This window comes from Glycomyces sp. NPDC047010 (assembly GCF_040644205.1).
In the GTDB taxonomy this organism is placed as follows: Bacteria; Actinomycetota; Actinomycetes; order Mycobacteriales; family Micromonosporaceae; genus Glycomyces.
Genome location: NZ_JBEYVY010000011.1, coordinates 190,939 through 212,628, shown reverse-complemented (window position 1 = coordinate 212,628; position 21,690 = coordinate 190,939). Strand labels below are relative to the sequence as shown.

General features: G+C 71.3%; 19 protein-coding genes and 1 pseudogene. 14 read left to right on the top strand and 6 right to left on the bottom strand.

Annotated elements, in window-relative coordinates; genetic code table 11:
- Positions 1-5 precede the first annotated feature (5 nt).
- The 3 genes from AB0A65_RS21935 to AB0A65_RS21925 all read left to right on the top strand — a co-directional run bounded on the left by AB0A65_RS21935 (position 6) and on the right by AB0A65_RS21925 (position 2,388).
- Entirely contained in the window at positions 6-875 is an 870-nt protein-coding gene (locus AB0A65_RS21935; RefSeq protein WP_359953833.1) for a dihydrodipicolinate synthase family protein, read from the top strand.
- Complete coding sequence (locus AB0A65_RS21930; RefSeq protein ID WP_359953832.1) at positions 872-1,762, top strand: ribokinase; 891 nt, start codon at positions 872-874, stop codon at positions 1,760-1,762. Before AB0A65_RS21935 ends, AB0A65_RS21930 begins: the two co-directional genes overlap by 4 nt.
- A 62-nt stretch (positions 1,763-1,824) precedes the next feature.
- Positions 1,825-2,388 carry a hypothetical protein gene (locus AB0A65_RS21925; protein ID WP_359953830.1) on the top strand — a complete coding sequence of 188 codons (564 nt, stop codon included), beginning with the start codon at positions 1,825-1,827 and terminating at the stop codon, positions 2,386-2,388.
- Here AB0A65_RS21925 and AB0A65_RS21920 read toward each other — a convergent pair.
- Entirely contained in the window at positions 2,382-2,876 is a 495-nt protein-coding gene (locus tag AB0A65_RS21920; protein WP_359953829.1) for a GNAT family N-acetyltransferase, read from the bottom strand. The genes AB0A65_RS21925 and AB0A65_RS21920 overlap by 7 nt on opposite strands.
- A 63-nt stretch (positions 2,877-2,939) precedes the next feature.
- Between AB0A65_RS21920 and AB0A65_RS21915 the strand changes: the two genes are divergently transcribed.
- The 4 genes from AB0A65_RS21915 to AB0A65_RS21900 all read left to right on the top strand — a co-directional run bounded on the left by AB0A65_RS21915 (position 2,940) and on the right by AB0A65_RS21900 (position 8,135).
- Complete coding sequence (locus AB0A65_RS21915) at positions 2,940-3,494, top strand: TetR/AcrR family transcriptional regulator (RefSeq protein WP_359953827.1); 555 nt, start codon at positions 2,940-2,942, stop codon at positions 3,492-3,494.
- Positions 3,495-3,603: 109 nt separating this feature from the next.
- A complete protein-coding gene (locus AB0A65_RS21910; RefSeq protein ID WP_359953825.1) occupies positions 3,604-5,373 on the top strand; it encodes an ABC transporter substrate-binding protein in 1,770 nt (589 codons plus the stop codon).
- A 217-nt stretch (positions 5,374-5,590) separates the two neighbouring features.
- Positions 5,591-7,132 (top strand): heme peroxidase family protein, encoded by a 1,542-nt coding sequence (locus AB0A65_RS21905; protein WP_359953823.1) that lies wholly within the window; start codon positions 5,591-5,593, stop codon positions 7,130-7,132.
- A 64-nt stretch (positions 7,133-7,196) separates the two neighbouring features.
- Positions 7,197-8,135 (top strand): cation diffusion facilitator family transporter, encoded by a 939-nt coding sequence (locus AB0A65_RS21900; RefSeq protein WP_359953822.1) that lies wholly within the window; start codon positions 7,197-7,199, stop codon positions 8,133-8,135.
- Here the strand turns inward: AB0A65_RS21900 and AB0A65_RS21895 are convergent.
- The 3 genes from AB0A65_RS21895 to AB0A65_RS21885 all read right to left on the bottom strand — a co-directional run bounded on the left by AB0A65_RS21895 (position 8,132) and on the right by AB0A65_RS21885 (position 10,300).
- A complete protein-coding gene (locus AB0A65_RS21895) occupies positions 8,132-9,277 on the bottom strand; it encodes a hypothetical protein (RefSeq protein WP_359953820.1) in 1,146 nt (381 codons plus the stop codon). The genes AB0A65_RS21900 and AB0A65_RS21895 overlap by 4 nt on opposite strands.
- Before the next feature lie 81 nt (positions 9,278-9,358).
- Positions 9,359-9,823: a peroxiredoxin gene (locus AB0A65_RS21890; RefSeq protein ID WP_359953818.1), complete on the bottom strand. Its 465-nt coding sequence runs from the start codon at positions 9,821-9,823 to the stop codon at positions 9,359-9,361.
- Positions 9,824-9,883: 60 nt separating this feature from the next.
- Complete coding sequence (locus AB0A65_RS21885; protein WP_359953816.1) at positions 9,884-10,300, bottom strand: DUF3052 domain-containing protein; 417 nt, start codon at positions 10,298-10,300, stop codon at positions 9,884-9,886.
- Positions 10,301-10,593: 293 nt separating this feature from the next.
- On the opposite strand from AB0A65_RS21885, the gene aceE reads away from it, so the two are divergent.
- Complete coding sequence (aceE, locus tag AB0A65_RS21880) at positions 10,594-13,326, top strand: pyruvate dehydrogenase (acetyl-transferring), homodimeric type (protein ID WP_359953814.1); 2,733 nt, start codon at positions 10,594-10,596, stop codon at positions 13,324-13,326.
- Between the two features lie 65 nt (positions 13,327-13,391).
- Here aceE and AB0A65_RS21875 read toward each other — a convergent pair whose 3' ends face one another.
- Positions 13,392-14,828, bottom strand: coding sequence for a PDR/VanB family oxidoreductase (locus AB0A65_RS21875; RefSeq protein WP_359953812.1), 1,437 nt, complete (start codon positions 14,826-14,828; stop codon positions 13,392-13,394).
- A gap of 142 nt (positions 14,829-14,970) precedes the next feature.
- The gene (gene trxA, locus AB0A65_RS21870) at positions 14,971-15,342 is read right to left on the bottom strand and encodes a thioredoxin (RefSeq protein WP_106362343.1); all 372 of its coding nucleotides are present in this window, start codon (positions 15,340-15,342) and stop codon (positions 14,971-14,973) included.
- Between the two features lie 117 nt (positions 15,343-15,459).
- Here trxA and AB0A65_RS21865 point away from each other — a divergent pair, with 117 nt between their 5' ends.
- The 6 genes and pseudogenes from AB0A65_RS21865 to AB0A65_RS21840 all read left to right on the top strand — a co-directional run bounded on the left by AB0A65_RS21865 (position 15,460) and on the right by AB0A65_RS21840 (position 21,647).
- Positions 15,460-16,629, top strand: a complete 1,170-nt coding sequence (locus AB0A65_RS21865; protein ID WP_359953810.1) for a helix-turn-helix domain-containing protein — start codon at positions 15,460-15,462, stop codon at positions 16,627-16,629.
- 93 nt (positions 16,630-16,722) lie between these two features.
- Positions 16,723-17,607 (top strand): annotated as a pseudogene (locus tag AB0A65_RS21860) (ACP S-malonyltransferase); the annotation flags it as partial.
- 29 nt (positions 17,608-17,636) lie between these two features.
- Complete coding sequence (locus tag AB0A65_RS21855) at positions 17,637-18,590, top strand: beta-ketoacyl-ACP synthase III (RefSeq protein ID WP_359953808.1); 954 nt, start codon at positions 17,637-17,639, stop codon at positions 18,588-18,590.
- Positions 18,591-18,617: 27 nt separating this feature from the next.
- The gene (locus AB0A65_RS21850; RefSeq protein ID WP_030159099.1) at positions 18,618-18,854 is read left to right on the top strand and encodes an acyl carrier protein; all 237 of its coding nucleotides are present in this window, start codon (positions 18,618-18,620) and stop codon (positions 18,852-18,854) included.
- A 1-nt stretch (position 18,855) separates the two neighbouring features.
- Positions 18,856-20,073 (top strand): beta-ketoacyl-ACP synthase II, encoded by a 1,218-nt coding sequence (gene fabF, locus AB0A65_RS21845; protein ID WP_359953806.1) that lies wholly within the window; start codon positions 18,856-18,858, stop codon positions 20,071-20,073.
- A gap of 359 nt (positions 20,074-20,432) precedes the next feature.
- Positions 20,433-21,647 (top strand): DUF418 domain-containing protein, encoded by a 1,215-nt coding sequence (locus AB0A65_RS21840; RefSeq protein WP_359953804.1) that lies wholly within the window; start codon positions 20,433-20,435, stop codon positions 21,645-21,647.
- Positions 21,648-21,690: the final 43 nt, after the last annotated feature.

The following is a 21,690-nucleotide window of genomic DNA, read 5'->3' as shown; positions in this document are numbered from 1 at the left end:
CACGCATGACCACTCCCGACATCATCACCGCCGTCCCGGTCGCCTTCGGGGCCGACGGGGCGCTCGACCTCGACGGGTCCCGCGCGATCCTGCGGCACGTCGCGGCCTCCGGCAACGAGGGCGCGTTCGTCCTCGGCACCACCGGCGAGTTCCCCGCCATGAGCATCGAGGAGCGCAACCTCGTCGCGAAGGCCAGCGTCGTGGAACTCGCCCCGCACATGCGGGTCATCGTCCACGTCGGCGCGCCGAGCCTCCACGAGGTGCTCCAGCTCATCGAGGGCGCCCGCGCGGCGGGCGCGACCGAGATCGCCGTCATCACCCCGTACTACCTGCCCGCCACCGACAACGCGCTGCGGGAGTTCTTCGGCGCGGTGTCCGCGGCCTCCGACGGGCTCGACGTGTACCTGTACGTGTTCCGCAACCGCACCGGGAACTTCGTGTCCGCCGAGCTCATGGCGGAACTGGCGCTGCTGCCGAACGTCAAGGGCGCCAAGGTCAGCGAGGAGTCCTTGGACGTGATCGCGGCGTACCGCGCGGTCGTGCCCGAGGGGTTCGCGCTGTACACGGGCGCGGACCGGGACCTGGGGCGGGCCGCGGAGTTCGGCGCGCAGGGCGTCATCTCCGGGGTCAGCTCGGTGTTCCCGAAGCCGTTCCGGGAGCTGGCCGCCGCGGTCGAGTCCGGGGACAAGGAGTCGATCGCCGAAGCGCAGTTCAAAGTGGACGACGTGGTGGCGACCGTGAAGGGCGACATGACCCGCATGAAGGCCGCGTACGCCATGATGGGCGTCCCCGCCGGGACCGTGCGCATGGCGGTCGAGGCGCCCTCGGACGAGGCCCTCGCGGACCTGCGCCGCGCGGTGGACCTGTACGCATGAGCGTCGTCGTCCTCGGCAGCGCGAACATGGACCTGGTCGCGCGCCTGCCGCGGCCGCCGGCGGTCGGCGAGACCGTGTTCGGGTCCGACCTGGTCCAGGTGCCGGGCGGCAAGGGCCTGAACCAGGCCGTCGCGGCCCGGCGGGCCGGGGCCGACGTGGCGTTCGCGGGCGCGTTCGGGCGCGACGCGCACGGCGACGCCCTCGCCGCGGTCCTCGCGGCCGAGGGCATCGGCGCGGGCGCGGTGCGCCGGGTCGGGCGGCCCACCGGGGTCGCGCTCATCGAGGTGTTCGCCTCGGGCGACAACGCCATCGTGGTCTGCCCGGGCGCGAACGCGGCCGTGCAGGACCTCGGCGATGCCGACCGCGGCCTCATCGCCGGGGCTGACTTCCTGGTCATGCAGTTCGAGCTGGACCCGGCGGTGCTGCTGGAGGCGGCGCGGTTCGCGCGCGGGCACGGCGTGCGGACCGTCCTCACTCCGGCGCCGGTGGTCGCGCACGACCCGGAGCTCATCGCCCTCACCGACCTCCTCGTCCTGAACGCCGGGGAGGCGGTGCAGCTCAGCGGGATCGACGACCCCGCGGACGCGGCGGCGGCCCTGTCGGAACGCGCGGGCGCCGTCGTGGCGACGCTCGGCGCCGACGGGTCACTGCTGGCACGGGACGGCTCGGTGGCCGAGCGGCTCCCGGCCCGCCGCGTGCAGGCGGTGGACACGACCGCCGCGGGCGACACCTACGCGGGCGTGCTCACCGCGCGCCTCGACGCGGGCGACGACCTGCCGGAGGCGATGCGGTGGGCGACCGCCGCGGCCTCGATCGCGGTCACGCGGCCGGGCGCGTCGAGTTCGATGCCCGGCGAAGCGGAGATCCGGGCGGTCCTCGAAGGCTGACCGGGGAGGGGCCGGCGTGGGACGATGGAACCGGCCCCTCCCTTCGGCCCGAAGGACTTCCCATGCCCGATGTCGAACAGGTCGTCGACCGTCCCCAGTGGTGCGACGCGGCGCGCACCGCCGCGGGCGCGGGGATCGCCGCCGGGGCGGTCGCCGCCGCGGCCGGGAGCACCTCCAACAGCTGGCCGCTCGCGCTCATCGCCGCCGCGGCCGCCGCGGGCTGGCCGCTGAGCCGCTGGCGGTCCATCTGGAAGCGCCAGGTCGTGGCCGAGTTCGACCGCGGCGGCGTGCGGCTCTACCCCGAGACCTCCCAGCGCAACCGCAGCCTCACCCCGGCGGCCGAGCTGCCGTGGACCGAGATCCGCGGGATCTACTTCTGGCGCAAGCGCACCGGCCTCTACTGGACCACGATGCTCGGGATCGAGCCCGTGCACGCCGACCCGCGGAGCCCGGCCGGCGCGCGCGACGGCGTGCCGCCGCACGTCCCGACCGCGCTCGCGGTCCGTTCGGTGCCCTTCAGTGCCTCGGGCCGCGCCCGCGTCGAGGCCGCGGCGAAGCGCTTCACCGCGCGCGCCAGAGTGGTCGACGCCCGCAAGGCCCCGGTCCAGCGGCGGAAGGTCTACTGAGGCTTCAGCTCCAGCTCCCAGTCCTGACCCGTGAGGTCGTGGCCGAAGCGGCGGAACGACTCCTCCTTGCCGAGGGCGAACCCGGCGGCCTGGTAGATGCGGCGGGCCGAGTCGAGGACGTTCACGGTCCACAGGACCACCCGCTCGTACCCGGCGTCCCGCGCGAAGCCGAGGCACTCCCCCACCAGGCGCGAGCCGAGGCCGAGGCCGCGGGCGGAGGGGTCGACGTAGAGGATGCGGAGGCGGGCCGTGCCCGGGGCGCCGTCGTCCACGAGGGCGACGCTCCCGGCGCGCTCCCCGTCGACGTCGGCGATCCAGACCGCCTCGCGGGCGGGGTCGAGGTCGGCGAAACCGGACACGATCTTGGCGACCATGGCCTCGTACCCGGCGTCCCAGCCGAGGGCCTCTGCGTAGTACACGCCCTGGGACTGGACGATCCAGCCCAGGTCGCCGGGCCGGTCGGCCCTGCGGATGTCGATCTGCGCCATCGGAACGCCTCCTGGCTCGCGATTCCACTGAAACGAGTGTTTCAGTAGTCCTATGCTAGACCCGTGACCCAGGACCGCACCGGCACCTCCGCCCGCCGGGCCGAACTGCTCGAAGCCGCGTACGCGTACGTGCTCGCGCACGGCCTCACCGACATGTCCCTGCGCCCGCTCGCCGCCGCGATCGGCTCCAGCCCGCGCGTGCTGCTGTTCCTGTTCGGCAGCAAAGACGGCCTGATCAGGGAGCTGCTGGCCCGCGCCCGCGCCGAGGAGCTGGCGCTCCTGGAGAGCTTCGGGGAGCCGGTGGGCCTCGCGGCCGCCGCGGAGCGGCTGTGGGCGTGGGCCGCCGAGCCGGGGCACCGGCCGGTGCTGCGGCTGTGGACCGAGGCGTACGCGCGCTCGCTCGTGGAGCCGGACGGCGCCTGGTCGGGCTTCGCGAAGGCCACCGTGGACGACTGGCTCGCGGTGCTCGCCGCGTGCGACCCGGATGCGGACGAGGCGCACCTGACGCTCGCGCTCGCGGTCCTGCGCGGGGCGATCCTCGACCTCATCGCCACGGGCGACGAGGAGCGGACCGGCACCGCGGTCCGGCTGCACCTCGACCGGCTGGCCCGGATGTGAGATACACGAGTATTCCTATCGTTTAAGTTGACATTCCTTGAGGGTGGCGATAGCGTTCGGGACGTGCCATAGTGCACATCCCCCCATACCATCCCGAAAGGCACCTGCAATGCCGAAGACCCAGGCGCCGACCCGCGGCGCTTCGACAAGAATGCTCGCCGCGGTCGCGGCCGCCCTCACCCTGGCGGTCGCGGGCTGCGGCGGCGGCAGCGAGGCCGACGCGACCGGCGTCGGCTTCGAGGACTGCATCACCGAGCCGACCACCTGCAACTCCGGGGAGCGCGCCGACGGCGGCGACCTCGTGTGGGCCGTCGACGGCAAGTGGGAGGCGTGGGGCCAGGCCGACATCTACGGCTCAAGCCTCGCCACCTCGATCATCAACCAGCCCCTGCGTCCCACGGTGTTCTCGTTCGACCAGGACGGCGTGATCCACTACAACGACGGCATCTACGCCGAGGCCCCCGAGCTCCTCGCCGAGGCGCCCCTGACCGTGGCCTACCACCTCAAGCCCGAGGCGACCTGGGGCGACGGCGTGGCGATCGGCATCGACGACTTCCTGTGGCACTGGCGCGCGACCTCCGGCGACGAGGCGCAGTGCCAGGGCTGCACGCCCGCGAGCAGCTACGGCTCCACGGTGGCGTCCATCGAGGAGACCGAGGCCGACACCGTCGTCGTCACGTACGTGGACGGCTACCTGGACTCCGAGTGGTACTCCGCGGGCGTCATCACGCACCCCGCGCACATCGCCGAGGCCCGCGGGCACGCCGAGTGGCGCACCGACCCGGCGGTGATGGCCGCGTCCGTCGCGGACTTCTCCGAGAACCCGCCCCTGGACTACAGCGCCGGACCGTTCAAGATGGTCGAAGGCGTGCTGGGCGACTACGCGAAGTACGTGCCGAACCCGGAGTGGACCGGCTCGCAGCAGACCACGCTCGACTCGCTGACGCTCAAGTACATCGGCAGCGCAGACGCGATGGCGACCGAGCTGCGCCAGGGCACCATCGACGGGGCCGCGCCCTCCAGCTTCGACCCCGAGGTCCTCGACCAGCTGGCCTCGGACGAGAACCTGAAGTACAGCGTCGCGCCGCAGTCGGGCTGGTCCCACATCGACGCGAACCTGAAGAACCCGTTCCTCGCCGACGAGGCGCTGCGCGAGGCGGTCTTCACCGCGATCGACGCCGACGACGTCAACCAGCGGGCCTACGGCGCCGCGTACCCGGACATCGAGACGATGCAGAACGTGCTGTTCCGGCCCGGCTCGGAGTACTGGACCGACCAACTCGGGGACTCCGCGCTCGGATCGGGCGACGTCGAGGCGGCCCGCGCGATCCTGGAGGACGCCGGGTACACCTGGCAGGACGAGCAGCTGCTCACGCCCGCGGGCGAGCCCGTGACCCTGCGGTACCGCACCGGCATCGAGGGGAACGCGTTCACGCCGATCATCCAGGACCTCGTCATCACCTACCTCGCGGAGATCGGCATCGAGCTCCAGGTGGACCCGATCCCCAACGGCGAGCTCAGCTCCGTGCTCGACGAGGGCGACTGGGACCTCATCCAGTTCTCGTGGATCGAGACCCCGCTGTTCGCGGCCTCCGCGGCCGACTACTGGGGCGAGGGCAACCACACCGGGTTCCAGGACGACGAGGTCGACGCGATCGTGGACGAGCTGGCGACCACCATGGACCGCGACCGGGCCGCCGAGCTGAACAACCAGGCGGCGCAGATCTCCCTCGACCGGGCCGTGCAGCTGCCGCTGGCGTGGACGCCGGCGCTCGTCATGGTGGACAAGGACGTCGTGAACGTCCGCGACAACTGGGCGACGACGATGCGCGTCTTCTCCAACGTGGGCGAGTGGGGCTTTCTCGACGAAAGCGCTTAAGAATTGACAGTGACGGCCGGGGCGCACCGCGTGCGACCCGGTCGTCACGCGTTCAAGAGTTTGCGTTCCCCCTGTTCAGCAAGGGGACCGATCCGTCTCATGAGGATTGGATAATCAGGCGTTGATCAAATCTACATAGCTCGATATGTTGATGTCTAGTGTCCGCTGAGTCCCGTCGCAAGACGAGAGGTGGGCAACGATGCCTGCAAACTCAGCAATGCACACGCCCGCACGCAGGCAGGCCCGGGCACGTGCGCAACTCACCCGAAGACTCTTCCTCACCGGCGTCGGCGCCTCCGCCGCCGCAGCCGCCGGGATCGGCGCCCTCGGCCTCGCCGAGGCCCAGACGCAGCCGACCCCCGCCGACCGGTTCGGGCGCATGTTCCCGAGCCTCCCCCCGTACGTCCCCGCCGACGAGCGCTGCCGCCAGGCCATGCTCTCCATCGGCGCGGTCGGCGGCATCATGGACGCCGACGACGACCTCGCCGCCGGACCGATCCAGCTCATCCTGGACCCCGCGCTCAGCGCCGGGAACCCGGACAACCCCAACCACACCGCCGGGATCACGTTCCTCGGCCAGTTCCTCGACCACGACATGACCTTCGACCAGACCTCCCCGCTGGGCACCCCCACGCGGCCCGAGGACTCCCCCAACGACCGCACCCCCGCCCTCGACCTCGACACGGTCTACGGCGGCGGCCCCGGCGTCGACCCCGAGCTCTACGAGAGCGACCGGCGCCACCTGCGCATCGAGTCCGGCGGCCTCTTCGAGGACGTCCCCAGGCAGGGGAACGGCACCGCGATCATCGGCGACCCCCGCAACGACGAGAACGCGATCCTCTCCGGACTCCACGCCGCGTTCATCCTCTTCCACAACCGCACCGTCGACCGGCTCGTCGCCACCGGCTTCGGCGGCGACGTCTTCGCCGAGGCCCGCCGCCTCGTCACCTGGCACTACCAGTGGATCATCGTCCACACGTTCCTGCCGCTCGTGTGCGGACAGCCCGTCGTCGACGACGTCCTCGCGGGCGGACGCGACTACTACCGGCCCGAACCGGGCCCGGCGTTCATGCCGATCGAGTTCCAGATCGCCTACCGCATCGGCCACAGCATGGTCCGCCCGTCCTACCGGCTCAACCTCCAGGGCGACAACGGCGGACCGTTCTTCGGCTTCATCTTCGACCCCGCCGCCCAGTTCGAGGCCGACCCCAGCGACCTGCGCGGCGGCGTGCGCAAACCCCGCCGCTTCGTCGGCTGGCAGACGTTCTTCGACTTCGGCGACGGCCAGGTCAGGCAGAACAAGCGCCTCGACACCGTCCTCTCCACCCCGCTGTTCCGGCTCCCCCTGGGCACCATCCCCGGCGGCCAGCCGCCCATCTCCCTGGCGCAGCGCAACCTGCTGCGCCACATGACCTGGAGCGTCCCCGCGGGCCAGCGCATCGCCCAGACCATGGGCAACCAGATGCTCATGCTCCAGGACGCCATGGCGCCCTACGGGATCGCCCTGGAGAACCAGACCCCGCTGTGGTTCTACGTCCTCGCCGAGGCCGAGCAGCTCTCCGACGGGCTCCGGCTCGGACCCACCGGCGCCCGCCTGGTCGCCGAGGTCTTCATCGGCCTCATGCAGCTCGACCCCACCTCCTACCTCGCGGTCGCCCCCACATGGCGGCCCACCCTGCCGAGCACCGCCGCCGGCCGGTTCCTCATGCAGGACCTCCTGCGCTTCGCCGGGGTGGACCCGGCCGCGCGCGGCCAGTAGGCCGACGCCCCCGGCGGGCCCGGTTCGGTCCCGTCGGGGGCGTTCGCTCGCATAGGCTTCCGGGGTGAGCGATGCGGGCGGAGTGAAGTCGGAGAGCGTCCTGACCGTGCTCGTGGCGGGCCTGATGAACCTCGCCATCGCGGTCGCGAAGCTCGTCGCCGGGATCCTCTCGGGGTCCGCGGCGATGGTCTCGGAGGCCGCGCACTCCGCGGCCGACACGGTCACCGAGATCATGCTCTACATCGCGCTCCGCAACAGCGCCAAGCGCCCCGACGAGGCGCACCCCTTCGGGTACGGCTCGACCGCGTACATGTGGGCGGCGCTGGCGGCGGCGTTCACGTTCGTCGCGGGCGGCCTGTTCTCGATCACCCACGGCTTCCACTCGATGAACAGCGGCGGCGAGGCGGACTTCCTGGTGTCCTACGTGGTCCTGGGGATCTCGTTCGTGCTGGAGGCGGTCTCGTTCGGGCGCACCATCGTGCAGCTGCGCTCGGAGTCCCGGGAGTGGGACGTGCGCCCGCGCCGGTTCCTGAAGTACACCCCGGACACGTCCCTGAAGGCGGTGTTCCTGGAGGACGCCGCGGCCCTCATCGGCCTGCTCCTCGCCGCGGGCGGCCTCGCGCTCACGGAGGCCACGGGCGACCCGCGCTACGACGGCGGCGCCTCGGTCCTCATCGGCCTGCTGCTCCTCGTGGTCGCGGTCCTCCTCGGCCACGCGAACCTGTCGCTCCTCATCGGCCGCAGCCTCCCCCCGAAGTTCCGCGCCGCGGTCCTCGCGGAGCTGGAGTCCGGCGACGAGATCACGGCGGTGCAGGAGCTCCTGACGCTCCAACTCGGCCCGACCTCGGTCCTCGTCGCCGCCCGCATCGACTACCGCGACGGCGCGGACGGCGCCCACATCGAGGCGACCAGCCGAACCGTGGAGGCGCGCCTGCGCGCCAAGTACCCGATGGTCACGTACGTCTTCCTGAGCCCCTGGGGCGACGCCCCGCTGGACCGCTAGCCCCCGAGGACGGCCTGGGCCGCGGCGAGGAGGTCGCGCATCTCCTCCTGCCACGCGTACACCGCCCCTTCGGTCTCCAGGTAGTAGCGGAGCTGCACCTGCTGCCAGGCGTGCTCGGCGGTCTCCCGGAACCCGGTCTCGTCGCCGCACTCGGCGAACACCACCGCGAGGTCGCGCTCGAAGTCGAGCCAGCCCTGCGTGTCGTCGGCGTCGGGGACGTCGTCGGCCGGGTCGGGCCATGCGCCGCCGCCGTCCTCGAAGGACAACCGGGGATTCGAGCCCTCGCCCGACTCGTAGAGGTAGTCGTGGATGCGCAGGTGGCCGCGGAAGAACTCCCAGCCGACGGGACCGCGCTCCTCGATGCAGTCGATGAGGTCGCCCTCGGCGTCGGCGGTGCGGTCGGCGTACCCCTGGTCCATGGCCTCGCCGTCGCCGAAGGGCATGGCGGGCCGGTAGTCCCAGTCGGCGAAGTCCTCGTCCCGGGCCTCGGCGACATCGGCGTAGACGGCCGCGACCATCTCCCCGCGGCAGCCCTCGGCGGGCGGCTGCCCGCCCTCCTGGTTCCCGTCCTCGTCGACCTCCGGCTCGATGCCGATCAGGTCGCCCTGCCGGTAGCGGGCCTGGTCCTCGCCGACGTACGCGACCCACCAGTCGAACTGCTCCTGCGGGTCGAGCCGGTAGAACTCGGGGATCTCGGTGTCCTCGTCGAACGACATCACGAGGTGTTCGTTCGCGCCCTCGTCCGCCTGGTAGGCGGCCCAGGGGACGCCGTCCTCGATCGTCTCGGCGCCGTCGAGGTTGGTCCACTGCCACACGCCCCGCAGCTCGGCCTCCTCCACCGTGGGGAGGAACCACGCGTACGGCGCCTCGTCCAGGAACGTGTCGCGCTGCTCGGAGCCCCAGCTGATGAACTCGTTCGACTCGTGGACCGTGAAGCCCTGCGCCTCCAGACACTCCTGGACGATCCGGGTCTCGGCCGCGTCGAGCTCGCCGGTGAGGCGGGCGCTCTCGTTGCGCACGTCCGTGAGCTGCTCGGCGTACTCCGCGAAGTCGAGGTCCTCCTCCTCTTCGCGCTCGAAGAAGGCGCAGCCCGAGGCCGCCAGAGGGAGGGCGAGGACGAGGGCGATTCGCTTGCGCAACACGGCGGGTCCGTTCTCCGAGGGGGAGCTTCCACCATAGACAACGCGGGCGCACCGGGAGACCGGTGCGCCCGCGTCGCGGTGCTAGCCCTGGAGGTCGGTGAGGGCCTTCTGCCACTGGGACTGGTCGCGGGCCTCGCCGGGCATGTTCATCTCGGCGAAGCGGACGACGCCGTCCTTGTCGATGACGAAGGTGCCGCGGTTGGCCATGCCCTTCTCGTCGTTGAAGACGCCGTAGGCCTGGGCGACGGCGCCGTGGGGCCAGAAGTCGCTCAGGAGCGGGAACTCGAAGCCCTCGCGCTGGGCCCAGACCTTGTGGGCGAAGGGGGAGTCGACGGAGACGGAGAGGACCTGGACGTCGTCGGTCTGGTAGGCGTCGAGGTTGTCGCGGATGCCGCAGAGCTCGCCCTCGCACGTCCCGGTGAACGCGAACGGGTAGAAGACGAGGAGGACGTTCTTCTCGCCGCGGAAGTCCGCGAGGGAGACCTCCTGGTTGTTCTGGTCCTTCAGGGTGAAGGCGGGGGCTGCGGTTCCGGGTTCGATGGGCATGCGCGCTCCTTGCGACGGGCCCTCGCGGAGGAGGGCCTGCGGGTGTTGACGCGCTGAACGTTAGCGGCGGGCGACGACCATCCGCGACGCGACCCAGTCGGGGGAGGCGTTCAGTGTCTTCGTGGACTTGAGGCCCGCGAGCGCCGCGGACTCCTCCACGTCGGCGGGGTCGATGTGGCCGGGCCGCCCGGCCTTGGGGGTCAGGAGCCACACCACGCCGTCGTCGGCGAGGGGGTCGCGGGCGTCGAGGAGGACGTCGACGAGGTCGCCGTCCTCGACGCGGCACCACAGGAGGACGGCGCCGACGATCTCGTCGGAGTCCTCGTCGAGGAGCTCCCCGACCGCCTCGATCACCGCCGTGCGCAGTGCGGCGTCCACGTCGGTGTCGAAGCCGATCTCCATGACCGCCTCGACGCCGTCGAGCCCGAGTCGCTGCACCACGCTCGACACGTCCACCGGGCTGCTCGAAGCGTTCACCTTGTCCCCTCCAGAGGTCGGTTGCCAGAGCGTTCGCTCTGTGAACCACAGCATATGGAGTAGAGCATATTCGGTGGGGCATATGGCCGAGTCGCGCGCCCGTTCGCGAGCCTTCCTCGGCAAACGGTCGCACCCCCCGGGCCTGCGGGAGCGCAGAGTGTGGGCACCGTCGCATCAACCCGGGTGGGCGGCCGAGCGTCGCGGTAGATTCGGGGGAAGATGGTAGCGAACGACGACACTCTGCTGCCTGAAGAAACCCTGCAAAGCCGCAGTCTTAGAACGAGGGATCGCCCGTGACCACGGAACAGAACCGGCCGCCCATCAGTGACGGATTGCCGACCCAAGTACCGGACACTGACCCCGGGGAGACCAGCGAGTGGCTGGACTCCCTCGACGGCCTCCTCGACGCCGGCGGGCGCACCCGTGCCCGCTACGTCATGCAGCGGCTGCTCGAACACGCCCGCAAGCGCCAGATCGGCGTCCCGGCGTCCACGAGCACCGACTATGTGAACACCATCCCCGTCGAGGCCGAGCCGCACTACCCCGGCGACGAGGCCGTCGAGCACCGCATCCGCGCGTTCGTGCGCTGGAACGCGGCGATGACGGTCCACCGCGCGCAGCGTCCCGGCATCGGCGTCGGCGGCCACATCTCGACGTACGCCTCCGCCGCGAACCTGTACGAGGTCGGCTACAACCACTTCTTCCGCGGCCGCGGGCATGAGGGCGGCGGCGACCAGATCTTCTTCCAGGGCCACGCCTCCCCCGGCATGTACGCCCGGTCCTTCGTGGAGGGACGCCTGACCGAGGACGACCTCGACGGCTTCCGCCAGGAGGTGTCGCGCCCGCAGGGCGGCCTGCCCTCCTACCCCCACCCCCGCCTCATGCCGGACTACTGGCAGTTCCCGACCGTGTCGATGGGCCTGGGCCCGATCAACGCGATCTACCAGGCATTGTTCAACCGGTACATGGACGACCGGGGCCTGAAGGACACCAAGAAGCAGCAGGTGTGGGCGTTCCTCGGCGACGGCGAGATGGACGAGGTCGAGTCCCGCGGCGCGCTCCAGTTCGCGGCGGGCGCCGAGCTCGACAACCTCACGTTCGTCGTCAACTGCAACCTCCAGCGCCTCGACGGGCCGGTGCGCGGCAACGGCAAGATCGTGCAGGAGCTGGAGTCGTACTTCCGCGGCGCCGGATGGAACGTCATCAAGGTGATGTGGGGCCGCGAGTGGGACCCGCTCCTGGCCGCCGACCACGACGGCGCGCTGGTGAACCTCATGAACACCACGCCCGACGGCGACTTCCAGACGTTCAAGGCCGAGTCCGGCGCGTTCATCCGCGAGCACTTCTTCGGGCGCGACACGCGCACGAAGGCGATGGCGCTGCCGATGACCGACGACGAGATCTGGGACCTGCGCCGCGGCGGCCACGACGACCGCAAGATCTTCGCCGCGTACAAGGCCGCGATGGAGCACGAGGGCCAGCCCACCGTGATCCTCGCGCACACCGTCAAGGGCTACAAGCTCGGCTCGACGTTCGAGGGCCGCAACGCGACCCACCAGATGAAGAAGCTCTCGCTCGACGACCTCAAGGGCTTCCGCGACGCCCTCGACATGCCCGTCACCGACGAGCAGCTCGAAGCGAGCCCGTACCTGCCGCCGTACATCAAGCCGGAGGCCGGCTCGGCCGAGCACGAGTACCTCCAGGAGCGCCGCGCGGCGCTCGGCGGGTCGATCCCCTCGCGCCGCAACACCGTGATCCCGCTGTCGCTGCCGGGCGAGGACGCGTACAAGTCCGCCAAGCGCGGCTCGGGCAAGCAGAAGGCCGCCACGACGATGGCGCTCGTCCGCCTGCTCAAGGACCTCATGCGGGACAAGGAGATCGGCCAGCGCTGGGTGCCGATCATCCCGGACGAGGCGCGCACGTTCGGCATGGACGCGATGTTCCCGACGGCGAAGATCTACTCCCCGCACGGGCAGCAGTACCTGTCGGTGGACCGGGACCTGTTCCTCTCCTACAAGGAGTCCGAGCAGGGCCAGCTCATGCACGTGGGCATCAACGAGGCCGGGTCGGTCGCGGCGTTCACCGCGGCGGGCACCGCCGGGGACACGCTCGGCGTGCCGATGATCCCGTTCTACATCTTCTACTCGATGTTCGGGTTCCAGCGGACCGCGGACGCGATCTGGGCCGCCACGGACCAGCTCGCGAACGGGTTCCTCATCGGCGCCACGGCCGGGCGGACCACGCTCAACGGCGAGGGCCTCCAGCACGAGGACGGGCACTCGCTGCTCATCGCGCACACGAACCCCGCGGTCGTCTCGTACGACCCGTCGTACGGGTACGAGATCGGGCACATCATGCAGGACGGCCTGAAGCGCATGTACGCCGACGGCGAGCACGTCTTCTACTACCTGACGGTGTACAACGAGCCGATCGTGCAGCCCGCCGAGCCCGAGGGCGTGGACGTGGAGGGCATCCTCCGCGGCATCCACCGGGTGTCGTCGGCCGAGGTGTCCGGGCCGCGAGTACAGCTGCTGACCTCCGGTTCGGCGATGTCGTGGGCGCGCAAGGCCGCCGACCTCCTCGCCGAGGACTGGGGCGTGGCCGCCGACGTGTGGTCGGTGACCTCGTGGTCGGAGCTCAACCGCGACGCGATTGAGGCCGAGCGGCACAACCTGCGCCACCCGGAGGCCGAGAAGAAGGTCCCGTACGTGACCGAGAAGCTCTCGGGCGCCGAGGGGCCGTTCGTGGCCGTCAGCGACTACCAGCGGTCCGTGCCGGACCTCATCAGCCGCTGGGTGCCGGGCGACTACACCTCGCTGGGCACGGACGGCTTCGGCCACTCCGACACCCGCGGGGCGCTGCGCCGCCACTTCAACGTGGACGCCGAGTCCGTGGCCGTGGCCGCGCTCCAGCAGCTCGCCGCCCGCGGCGAGGTCAAGCCGGAGCTGGCCGCGCAGGCGGCGGCGAAGTACCAGATCACCGACCCGACGGCCGCCGAGGCCGGCGAGGCGGGCGGCGACTCCTAAGCCGCAGTGACATATGAAGGGCCGCAGGCGGATCGCCTGCGGCCCTTCGCTGTGCTCCCTGAGGGTCAGGCGTCGACCACGAGCCGTCCCTTGGCGCGGCCCACGCACGGGTAGAACAGGGCCGCCCCGTCGGGCGCCAGGGCGCCGGGGACGCGGCCGGGGTGCTCGGGGCGGCCCTCGACGACGCGGAGGCGGCACGTGCCGCACACGCCGTTCTCGCAACTGGAGGGGACCTCGACGCCCGCGCCGACGAGGGCGGCGAGCGCGGTGCGGTCGGGGCCGACGGTGACCTCGACGCCGCTGCGCTTGGCGAACAGGGGGAACGGGGCGGGTCCGGCGGGCGCGGCGAACTTCTCGGTGTGCAGCTCCAGCTGGGGCGCGACGCGGCGGACGGTGTCGGCGAGGGCGTCCATGAGGGGCACGGGCCCGCACGCGTACAGGCCCGTGGTGGCGGGGAGCCCGGCGAGTTCGGCGACGTAGTCGGGGCGGCCGTACTTGGCGGTCGGGTAGAGGACGACGTTGCCGGGCCAGGTGGTGGCGAGCTGGTCGGCGAAGGCCATCGTGGAGCGGTCGCGGCCGGTGTAGACCAGGCGCCACGGCATTCCGGCGCGTTCGACCTGGAGGATCATCGGCATGATCGGGGTGATACCGATGCCTCCGGCGATGAACAGGTACCCGGAGTGGAGGCCGAGCGGGAACTGGTTGCGGGGCGGGGAGATCCGCACGAGGTCGCCTTCGCGGAGGCGGTGGGCCTCGCGGGAGCCGCCGCGCCCGGCGTCCTCGCGCAGGACCGCGATCCGGTAGAGGAGGCGGTCCCCGGCGTAGGAGCACAGGGAGTAGTGGCGGACGGTCCCGGAGGGCAGTTCGATCTCCAGGTGCGCGCCGGGCTCGAACGGCGGGAGGAGGCGGCCGGTGAGGCCGACGAGTTCGAGGGCGTGGACCTTCGCGGCGACGGGGACGACGCGGCGCACGCGCACCTGGATGCGGCCGTCGGCGACGGGCCGTTCGGTCCTCAGGCGCCCGATGCGGCCCCAGGGGCGCAGGTAGGAGACGGCGACGGCGAACCCGAGGCTGATGGTGCCGAGGGCGGTCCCGGCGGTCAGGGCCGCCTGGTCGGCGCCGGTCCCGGCCCCGGCGGCGAGCGCGGTGAGGCTGGGGCGCAGGAACGCGAGGCCCCCGGCGATGACGGCGAGGGCGGCGGCGAGTTTCGCGGCGGTCCACCAGTGGCGCAGGAACCCGCCGGAGGCGGCGAGGACGATCCCGGTGCCGAGGACCGCGAAGCTGATCGCGCCGGTGCCGAGGCCGTTGAACATCCCGGCGACGGCCCACGCCGCGTCGGCGGTCCCGGGATCGGACGAGGCGAGGACCCAGGCGCACAGGGCGAGCACGAACGCCATGTAGGCCAGCCACACGACCGAGAGGACGACGTGGCAGGCGGTGAGCGCCCGGCGCGCGGCGGCGCCGAGCAGGGGGCGGGTATCGGGGGCGGTGTCGGCCGGCACTGCGCGTCTCCTCGGGGAGTCGACCCTGCTGCTGTCCCCAACCGAAGCTCAACGTAGCACGCAAATTGGACGGACAAAAGAGGGCGAGCGCGTCGAAACGCGCTCGCCCTCAACAGGTCTCCGGAGCAGTGCCCCCGAAGGACTAGGCCTCTTCGGCCTCTTCCTTCTCGATCTCGGCGCGGACGGCGTCCATGTCGAGCTCTTTCACCTTGCCGATGATCTCCTCCAGCGCGGCCGGCGGCAGCGCGCCCGGCTGGCTGTAGAGGAGGATGCCGTCGCGGAACGCCATGAGCGTGGGGATCGACTGGATCCCGGCCTCGGCGGACAGCTGCTGCTGGTCCTCGGTGTCGATCTTCCCGAAGACGACGTCGGGGTGCTGCTCGCTCGACGCCTCGAAGGTCGGGGCGAACATCTTGCACGGCCCGCACCAGTCGGCCCACCAGTCGACCAGCACGATGCCGTTGCCGGTGACGGTCTCCTCGAAGTTGTCCTTGGTCAGTTCAACGGTGGCCATAGGACCGCCTCTCGTACTCGGGTGATTTCGTCCTCTCCCGGGCAACAGTAGTGGCGCCGGTGGTATTCCGTCCGACGTCGGTGCGCGGCGCGCGCCACGTCTGGCAGGCTATAGGGCATGGACCTGGCCACGACCATTCAGAACATCGAACGCTCCTCGTCGGCGCTGACGACCCAGTCGCTCACCCGGATGGACGAACGCCTCCCCTGGTTCCGCGACCTCCCCGCCGAGCAGCGCTCGATGGTGACCCTGGTGGCCCAGGCCGGCGTCCGTCAATTCCTGGAGTGGCTGCGCTCCTCCGGGGACGACCTCGGCACCTCCGACATGGTGTTCGAGGCGGCGCCGCTCGAACTCGCGCGCGCGATCTCCCTCCAGCACACCGTCGCCCTCATCCAGGTCGTCATCGACGTCGTCGAAGAGCAGGTCCCCCAGCTCGCCGCCGACGGCGAGGACGACCAGCTCCGCGAGTCGGTGCTGCGCTTCAGCCGCGAGATCGCGTTCGCGGCCGCCCGCGTGTACGCGCGCGCCGCCGAGACCCGCGGCGCGTGGGACGCCCGCCTCCAGGCGATGCTCGTCGACGCGCTCCTGCGCGGCGACAACCCCGACGAGCTCATCAGCCGCGCCGCCGCGCTCGGCTGGTCGGAGACCCAGACGATCACCGTCGTCTGCGGCGCCACCCCCGGCGGCGAGGCCACGCTCGTCCTCCACTCGGTGCAGCGGGCCGCCCGGCGGCTCGGGCTCGACATCCTCGCGGGCGTCCACGGCGCCCGCCTCGTGCTCCTCCTCGGCGGCGTCGCCGAACCCGTCGAGATCGTCGAGAAGCTCACCGGCCAGTTCGGCGAGGGCCCGATCGTCGTGGGCCCCACCGTCACCGGACTCGCGGACGCGTCCGCCTCGGCCCTCGCGGCCGTCGCCGGTCACCGCGCCGCGCCCGCCTGGCCCGACGCGCCCCGCCCCGTCACCGCCGTCCAGCTCCTCCCCGAGCGGGCCATCGCCGGGGACGAGGCGGCCCGCCGCGGCCTGCGCGAAGGCGTCTACATGACGCTGCGCCGCGCCGGGGGCGAGCTGCTGGAGACCATGGACGCGTTCATCTCCTCCGGCGGCGTCCTCGAAGGCACCGCGCGCGAGCTGTACGTCCACCCGAACACCGTCCGGTACCGCCTCCGCCGCATCCAGGAGGTGACCGGTTTCTCCCCCACCGATCCGCATGAGGCGTTCGTGCTCCGTGTGGGGTTGACCATAGGCCGCCTGGAGAGCTCACCGGCGACCCGGCGTCCTCGCAGCTGACAACGAGTGTTGTAGATTCCCTACAAGAACCGACCGGGATCTCAGTCCCCTGACTGCTCCCGGATACCGTGCCGCCGATGCGAAAGTTCTAGTGTGCTTGCCATTCTCGCCCCTGGGCAGGGCTCCCAGAAGCCCGGGTTCCTCACCCCGTGGATCGAGGCCGACCCCGACGCCGCGGCGAAGCTCCGCGACTGGTCCGACCTCATCGGCCTCGACCTCGTGCGCCTCGGCACCGAAGCCGACCAGGCCGAGATCACCGACACCGCCAACACGCAGCCGCTCCTGGTCGCCGCCGGCCTCATCGCCGCCGACTACCTCCCGCTCGACGCGTTCGGCGCCGTCGCCGGGCACTCCGTCGGCGAACTGACCGCGCTCGCCCTCGCCGGGGTTCTCACCCCCGAGGCCGCCGTCCGCCTCGCCGCCGTCCGCGGTCGCGAGATGGCCGCCGCGTGCAGCATCGAGCCGACCACCATGGCCGCCGTCCTCGGCGGGAACGAGGACGAGGTCCTCGACCGCATCGAGTCCTCCGGCGCCTGGCCCGCCAACCGCAACGGCGCCGGCCAGATCGTCGCCGCCGGGCCCGTCGCCGCCATCGAGAAGCTCGCCGGGAACCCGCCCGAGAAGGCCCGCGTCATCACCCTCAAGGTCGCCGGGGCGTTCCACACGCCCCACATGGCGCCCGCCCAGGAGGCCCTCGAAGCGCTCGCCGCCGAGATCCCCACCGCCGACCCCGTCCGCACCCTCCTGTCCAACCGCGACGGGAGGCCCGTGACCTCCGGCGCCGCCGCCTTGCAGCAACTCGTGGCCCAGGTCACCTCACCCGTCCGATGGGACGCCTGCATGAGTACGCTTGGAGAACTGGGCGTCACGGCGGTCGCGGAACTGCCGCCGGCGGGCACGCTCACCGGGCTGGCCAAGCGGGCGCTCACGGGCGTGGAACGACTCAACGTCAACACCCCCGCCGACCTCGCGGCCGCCGCCGCCCTCGCAGGGAACGAAGGAGCCGAGTGAGCGTCAACGGAACACGCGTCGTCAGCGTCGGGCACTACCAGCCCGAGAAGATCCTCACCAACGAGGACCTCTCCAAGATCGTCGACACCAACGACGAGTGGATCGTCTCGCGCGTCGGCATCAAGGAGCGCCGCATCGCCGCCGACGACGAGAAGGTCGCCGACATGGCGATCCACGCCGCCAGGCAGGCCCTGGAGAACGCGGGCCTCCAGCCCGGCGACATCGACATGGTCATCGTCGCCACCGTCTCCGCCAAGGACGTCTGCCCCAACACCGCCTGCCGCGTCTCCGAGGCCCTCGGGATCAACGCCCCGGCGGCCATGGACATCAACACCGCCTGCTCCGGCTTCGAGTACGCACTCGCCCAGGCCGACATGGCGATCCGCATCGGCAGCGCCACCCGCGCCATCGTCATCGGCGCGGAGAAGCTCACCGCGGTCACCGACTGGGAGGACCGCACCTCGTGCGTCCTCTTCGGCGACGGCGCGGGCGCCGTCGTGGTCGAGGGCACCGACGACCCGGCGCTGGCGATCAGCCCGGTCGTGTGGGGCTCCGAGCCGTCGATGGCCGACGTCATCCGCATCGAGGAGGACGTCCCGTTCATCAAGCAGGCCGGGCAGACCGTCTTCCGCTGGGCCACCACCCAGCTCGCGCCGCTCATCGAGAAGGTCGCGGAGAAGGCGGACGTCAAGATCTCGGAACTCGCGGCCTTCGTGCCGCACCAGGCGAACCTGCGGATCATCCAGGGCATCGCCAAGCGGCTGGACTTCAGCGACGACTGCGTCGTCGCCGAGGACATCGTCTACTCCGGCAACACCTCGGCGGCGTCGGTGCCGCTGGCGCTGTCGAAGTTGGTACAAAGTGGCAAGGTGGCCTCCGGCGCCCCGATCCTCCTGTTCGGATTCGGCGGCGGGCTCACCTACGCCGGGCAGGTCATCCGCTGCCCGTAACTATCGAGAGGAAAATAACTCATGGCTCTGTCTCGTGACGAGATCCGCGAAGGCCTGTCGGACATTCTCGAAGAGGTCGCGGGCGTCAACCCCGACGATGTCGCCGACGGCAAGTCCTTCACCGACGACCTTGACGTCGACTCGCTCGCCATGGTCGAGGTCGTCGTGGCCGCTGAAGAGAAGTTCGGTGTGAAGATCCCCGACGACGAGGTCGCCAACCTGAAGACCGTCGGCGACGCCGTCTCCTACATCGAGAAGGGTTAATGTGACTGAGGTAGTCGTGACCGGGCTCGGCGCGACCACTCCCCTCGGCGGGGACGTGGCGTCGACCTGGGAGGCACTCGTCGCCGGACGCTCCGGCGTGCACCTGCTCCAGCACGAGTGGGCGCAGGAACTCCCGTGCCGGATCGCCGCCGAGCTGGCGGTGGAGCCGTCCGAGGTCCTGCCTCGGGTCCGGCTGCGCCGGCTCGACCGCTCCGAGCAGATCGCGCTCGTCGCGGCTCAGCAGGCGTGGGACGACGCGGGGCTGAGCGACGACCTCGACAAGGAACGGCTCGGCGTCGTCTTCGGCTCCGGGATCGGCGGCGCGCTCACGCTCCTCGCCCAGGACGACATCCTGGAGGAGAGCGGCGCGCGCAAGGTCTCCCCGTTCACCGTGCCCATGCTCATGCCCAACGGGCCCGCCGCGGTCGTCGGCCTGGAGTTCGGCGCCCAGGCGGGCGTGCACGCCCCCACCAGCGCGTGCGCCACCTCGGCCGAGGCGATCTCCTGGGCCGCCGACATGATCCGCGCCGGCCGTGCCGACGTGGTCGTGGCGGGCGGCGCGGAGGCGGTCATCGGCGGCCTGCCGATGGCCGGGTTCTCCTCGATGAAGGCCATGTCGACCCGCAACGACGACCCCGAGCACGCCTCCCGGCCCTGGGACCGCGACCGCGACGGGTTCGTCATGGGCGAGGGGTCCGGCGCGCTCATCCTGGAGCGCCGCGACCACGCCGAGGCCCGCGGGGCCCGGATCTACGCGGTCGTCGCGGGCTCCGGCCTGACCTCCGACGGCTACGACATCGTCCAGCCCGACCCGGAGTGCCGGGGCGGGGGCCGGGCGATGCGGGCGGCGATCAAGCAGGCCGGCATCGACCCGAAGGAGATCGGGCACGTCAACGCGCACGCCACGTCGACGCCCGTCGGCGACATGGCGGAGGTCAAGGGCATCAAGCGCGAGGTCGGCGACCACGTGGTGCTCACCGCGACCAAGTCGATGACCGGGCACCTGCTCGGCGGCGCGGGCGCGGTCGAGTCCATCGCGGCCATCCTGGCGATCACCGAGGGCGTCATCCCCCCGACGATCAACCTGGAGAACCCCGACCCGGCCCTGGACCTCGACGTCGCCGCGAACGAGGCCCGCAAGGTGGAGCTGAACGCCGCGCTCAACACGGCCTTCGGCTTCGGCGGCCACAACGCCGCGCTTTTGTTCACGAAGCCGTAGGCGGAGTGAACTAGAAGCGCAGCGCGAAGCCTTAAGGGACGCAAGCGAACAGCAGGGCCCCGTCGCGAAAGCGGCGGGGCCCTGCTGCGTGTCCGTCGATTCGGGAGCGTCTCGGCGAGTCTCGGAGCGCCTATCACAAACCGGACATCAAGAGGGTCCCCTGGGTCAAAAATACTACCAAGGTATGACACCCCACGAATGCGATCGTTCCTCAGAACGAGACGGAACGGTACCGCAGGCGGGAGCGGGGCACGGAGGCTGGCACTACCGTGAAATGGACGCGATTTTCCTAGACTGAGGACGCGGACCCCACCGCGGATGGAAACCAGGAAGCCCGTCCCGACCCGAAGGAGCCCGACGTGACCGCCACCCCCTATGCGACCGCCGACCCGCCGAAGGCGGGCCCGCCGGCGCCGATCACCAAGGCCGAGCGGTCGCTCGCGCCCGACATCGCGCGCGGCGGCATGCTGCTGTTCATCGCGCTCGCGAACGTCCCGATCCACCTGTGGGGCATGGGCGTCGACAAGTACGGCCACAACACCGGCCAGTCGCTCGCCGACCACATCGCCCTCTTCATCGAGCAGCTCGTCATCGCCGAGCGCTCCCGCCCGATGTTCGCGATCCTCTACGGCTTCGGCATCGCCGTCATGGCCTCGCGCATGTTCGCGCGCGGCATGGAGCCCAAGGCCGTCCGCAAGCTCCTGCGCCGCCGCTCCTGGTGGCTGCTGCTGTTCGGCTTCATCCACGCGGTGTTCCTGTTCATGGGCGACATCCTCGCCCCGTACGGCGCCATGGGCCTCATCGTCCTCGCGTTCGTGCACCTCTCCGACAAGGCCCTGAAGCGCTGGCTGTGGGGCTCCATCGCGTACGTCGTGCTCATCGGCAACGTCATGATGGCGTTCTTCTTCACCGCGGGCAGCGGCACCGGGCCGCCGCCCGCCGACCCCGGCCTGCCGCCCTACGTGGAGCAGATGATCCTCGGCGCGCTCGCCTCGCCGGTCGGCTCGCTCGCGCTCGTGGTGACCGGGACGTTCTTCCCGCTCATCATCGCGGGCATGATGCTCCAGCGCGCGGGCTGGCTCAACCACCCCGAGGACCACCTGCCGCAGCTGAAGAAGGTCTTCCTCTCCGGCATGGCCGTGAACGTCCTCAGCTCGCTCCCCGTGGCGCTCATCGCCATCGGCGCCTGGGAGCCCTCGACGGGGCTGTGGCGCGGCGCGGTGTACCTGACGCTCCTCGGCGGCCTGTACGCCGGACTGGGCTACATCTGCGGGTTCGCGCTCCTCGCCCACAAGCTCCGCGGCTACGGCCGCAAGGGCCTGCCGGGGGCGCTCGCCGCGGTCGGCGAGCGGTCGCTCACCAGCTACCTGCTCCAGTCGATCATCATGGCGCCGCTGCTCACCGCATGGGGCTTCGGCCTCGGCGAGGACCTGGGCTACCTCGGCGCGTTCGGCGTCGCGTTCGCGGCCTGGGCGACGACCGTGGTGATCGCGGTGCTCATGGACCGGGCCGGGAAACGCGGGCCGTTCGAGGTGCTCCTGCGGCGCCTCACGTACGGCCGCAAGCGCTCCTGATCCTCGGACCGCTTGCAGCGCCCCCGTGTCGGATGACCGACGC